Annotated in this window: 3 protein-coding genes; all 3 read left to right on the top strand. The window is 62.1% G+C overall.

The window, feature by feature from the left end; all coding sequences use genetic code 11:
• Window positions 1-442: 442 nt before the first annotated feature.
• The 3 genes from AB0H52_RS31620 (at window position 443) to AB0H52_RS31610 (ending at window position 3,169) form a co-directional block, all read left to right on the top strand.
• A complete protein-coding gene (locus tag AB0H52_RS31620) occupies window positions 443-937 on the top strand; it encodes a SigE family RNA polymerase sigma factor (RefSeq protein ID WP_151493382.1) in 495 nt (164 codons plus the stop codon).
• A gap of 137 nt (window positions 938-1,074) precedes the next feature.
• Window positions 1,075-1,998: a hypothetical protein gene (locus AB0H52_RS31615; protein WP_357951941.1), complete on the top strand. Its 924-nt coding sequence runs from the start codon at window positions 1,075-1,077 to the stop codon at window positions 1,996-1,998.
• A gap of 1,003 nt (window positions 1,999-3,001) precedes the next feature.
• Window positions 3,002-3,169: a hypothetical protein gene (locus tag AB0H52_RS31610; RefSeq protein ID WP_192580542.1), complete on the top strand. Its 168-nt coding sequence runs from the start codon at window positions 3,002-3,004 to the stop codon at window positions 3,167-3,169.
• The last annotated feature ends 390 nt before the right edge of the window (window positions 3,170-3,559 follow it).

Below are 3,559 nucleotides of genomic sequence, written 5' to 3'. Positions count from 1 at the left end.
CAACAACGCTGCGCGGGGCCAATCCGTCTCCTACGACACCTAAACACCAAGATCAAATATTTGCGGTGCTGGGACAGCTACCCAAGCGCGGGGCCGGCTATGTCCGACCACGTCGGGTGTGTGACGTCCTGGCGCTGAGATCCTGCACGACTACCGCCAGCGCCGCCCGGGCATTGACCGATGCCGCTTCTGCCACCGCCAATCTCCACAAGATCACTCCTGCGGGCTGCCCACCGACCGACCCCAAGGCAACGCCTTCACCTAGTCACGAGACCTCTTGGGTCAACGTAACGGTGTGTTCAAGATCACAAGCAGGTTGTAGTCAAAGATGTAAGCAAATATTTTGGATCATGAATGGCCGATCCGGCCGCCCGGCGCGATCACGTCGTGTCAACGCGTGCTGCACGGGACGGCCGCTTGCATGGGGAAACGGGGATCTTCGATGGCTGGCGTTGTAAACGAAGTGGAATTCGAGGCATTCGTCCAGGCGTCCCGGGCCTGGCTCCGCCATGAGGCGTACTACATCTGCGGCGACTGGCACGTGGCCGACGACCTCGTGCAGGTGGCGCTCTGCAAGTTGTACCAGCGCTGGGATCGACTGAGCCGGCGAGCAGCACTGGGTGCGTATGCCCGGCGTGTCATCCTCCGAAGCTACCTGAGCGAGCGCCGTCGGTTGCGTTGGCGCTGCGAGGTCGTAGCGCTCGCGACGGTGGACATCGTCTCGTCAGAGGACCCGCAGAGCGCCGTTGACGACCGTCAAATGCTACTGAAGGCACTGCGGCGGCTGGGTCCGCGTCAACGCTCCGTTGTCATGTTGCGCTTCCTGGATGATCTCAGTGTCGAGCAAACGGCGCGAGCACTTGGGTGTGCTCCGGCGACGGTGACGAGCCAGACTGCGCGAGCTCTCAGTGCGCTGCGTCGCGCTCTAAGTTCTTGACCAATGTCGTGCAGCATTCGCCTCCGCTAGAGGCGTGTATGTAGCAAGGCGCTTCGGCGACTCCATAGGGGAGGCATCAGTCAATGAGTATCCGTCGGGCACTCGCCACAGCTAGCGCAGCGCTGTTGGTCGGGTCGATGTCCATCGCGGGAACGGCGCATGCCACGTCTGACGTCGGCGAGGAGGTCTGGAGTCCACGTCAGATCTCCACCGAACGTCTGTACGATGGGTCGGCCTTGCGTCATCGCTACGCGGATGGAAACTCCGTAATTACTGTCGTCGCACCCGCTGACGCGCAGGTGGCCTTCAGTGGTTCCATGAGGTCGACAACGATGGCAGACGGCCGCCGCAGCTATGACCGTGCCATCTCGGTGACGAAGCGGCGGACTCTCAACCGGCTCCATACTGCAACCGCCTACGGGGCGGCGGGTCGTAGCGTCTACTCCGACGCACTCGCGGCCGGGATGAGCCAGTCTCGAGCCCAGCTATACGCAACCTCGCAGGGCAAGGCTGCCCTGGACACCCCACCGATCACTGATTCCTGGTGTGCGTATAGCGAGGATGTTGAGCCGGATCCGAAGTTCGAATGGTCAGGGTGCGGCTTGTACTACGAGGTGCAATTCGCAGGTGACACCGCCTACGCCGCGCACAGCGGAACGGCGCATGGCTGGGGCACTGGAGTTCTTGGCGGCGGCAAGGAGCTCCAGAAGGGATATATATCGACCGAGCACACTAACTGGAATCCCTCCCCCGCGGCCTTCGATATCGTCGAAGCGTCTCCCTCATCTAGCACGAATGGCCCCAGCACTTGCACCAACTTCAACATTGGTCTTTCCCAGTTTGTCGAGCTTGGATTTAGTGTTCCGCTGTGCAGCGACGGCTGGGATGTGACGTGGAATCGAACCTTCCACAAGGTGGAATGGCATGGCGACAGCACTGGTGGCTCGTCGGACAGTAGGTCGGCTGGTGGCGCTCACACCCTGCGATCCGCCCCCATCGATGGCTCTAGTTGGTCGACTTCATTCCGTATCGGGTGGACTTACGCCTGCTTCGGGTGCTGATGGACTGAGGCTGGTCCTGCGGCGGCCCTGGCCGCCGCAGGACCTGTGAAATGGCTTGCTTGATGGCGTGAGATGCGATTGGTCGTAAGCAGCTCTTCCGGGGGCGATCGAAGATTGCAGAGCGAATGAATGACTGCAGCTTTCGGCGCCTTCCGCCACGTTTCGCGGATGCTCAATGAAGCTGCCTTCTGGGGCGTCAGATCATGGTCTGGGGTTAAGACGCCCACTAGCTTGCAATGCCCGATATACTTCGGTCATGCGCTCTCGCGTCATCCTGACCGTCGCGGCCGGACTCCTTTCGGTCTCAGCATGTGGGACTGCGGAGCCTTCTGTCCCCATCGAAACATCTCTTCCCTCGGACGAGCATCCCTCCGTAGTCTTAGACGCCTCGGTGCCCGACTGGGAGACCACTGCCTGGCTGGACGAAGGTGTCTTCTGTGTTCGCTCTGCTCGCACACGGTCAGGGGGCAGAGGCGACGCGGCGAACAAATTCGTCTCTTGCAATCCGGCCCCCCCGGCGCTCCTTCTCGGCGACGGTCCGCCGATACTGCCCGCCAAGCCGGTGCCCTACGTCGCGCCCCTAGACCCCCAGCAACAGAAGGTCATCTTGGTTGGGGTCGTACGTGGCAACGTCGCCAGTGTCGCCGTAACTATGTTCGGGACGACTGTCACGGCAGCCGTTCACCCGCTGCCAGCGGTTGAAGGTGGCCAAGTCGGTGCGTACGCTGTTTGGTTACCCAGGAGCGGTCCTGCGCATAACGGGATGAGCAGCTCCGACATCACTGCCGTTATTGGCTATGATGCATCCGGCCAGGTTGTAGTCCAGCTGAATGATGCGTAGATCGCGTTGTCGAGCAACGCCCGCAGCACTCCAACCACTCGGAGATCAGGGCCAGCTCAACCCGACGCTGGCTCGCGCATGACTGCCAGGATCTTCAGCGTGCAGGCATCGACATTCCGGAGATCGATGCCATGGTTGTACCGAGACGTACTCCGCCCAGCAGTGAGCAAAGTCTTGGTGCCTGATGGACACGCGGCCGGGTCGCGCGAAGACAAGATCGTGGATGGGTTGACCGACGTCATGGTCATCACAGCCGCAGTGGCGCTGGTCGCTTCAGTCGTCGGCGTGTTCTTGATCCGGCCGAATGACCTGCACGAAAGCGCGTTGTAGGCATCCCTGCTGAGCTCACTACAGAGGCGGGACGACCCCGAAAGGTGCGGTGGCCGGGAAGGCGCACCCGGCTGCCGTATCTGTCCGTGACGGCCTTTGGGGCAGTACCACTGTTACCCCGGATGCCCGCCCTGGAAGCCGCCACCGGACTGGACGACTGGCGGCCAGTTGCACTCGGGTCCGCAGAAGTGGCGCGGACGGTGCCGCCATCGCCTTCTGCCGCCGCTCCCGGGAGGAGCGGCGTTCCGGCGGATGCGGTCATCAGCGCGCTCGTCGAGGCGCGGGCGCGCAGCTCACCTCCGCTATTCAGAGTAGATAGCGGGTATCGAGGGTGATCAAGGAAAGGTGCACCCGACCTGCAAGGATGTGGTTGTCTACGCCATGTCCTTT

The organism is Micromonospora sp. NPDC050695 (assembly GCF_040654415.1).
Classification (GTDB): Bacteria; Actinomycetota; Actinomycetes; order Mycobacteriales; family Micromonosporaceae; genus Micromonospora.
This window is presented reverse-complemented; position numbering and strand designations above follow the sequence as displayed.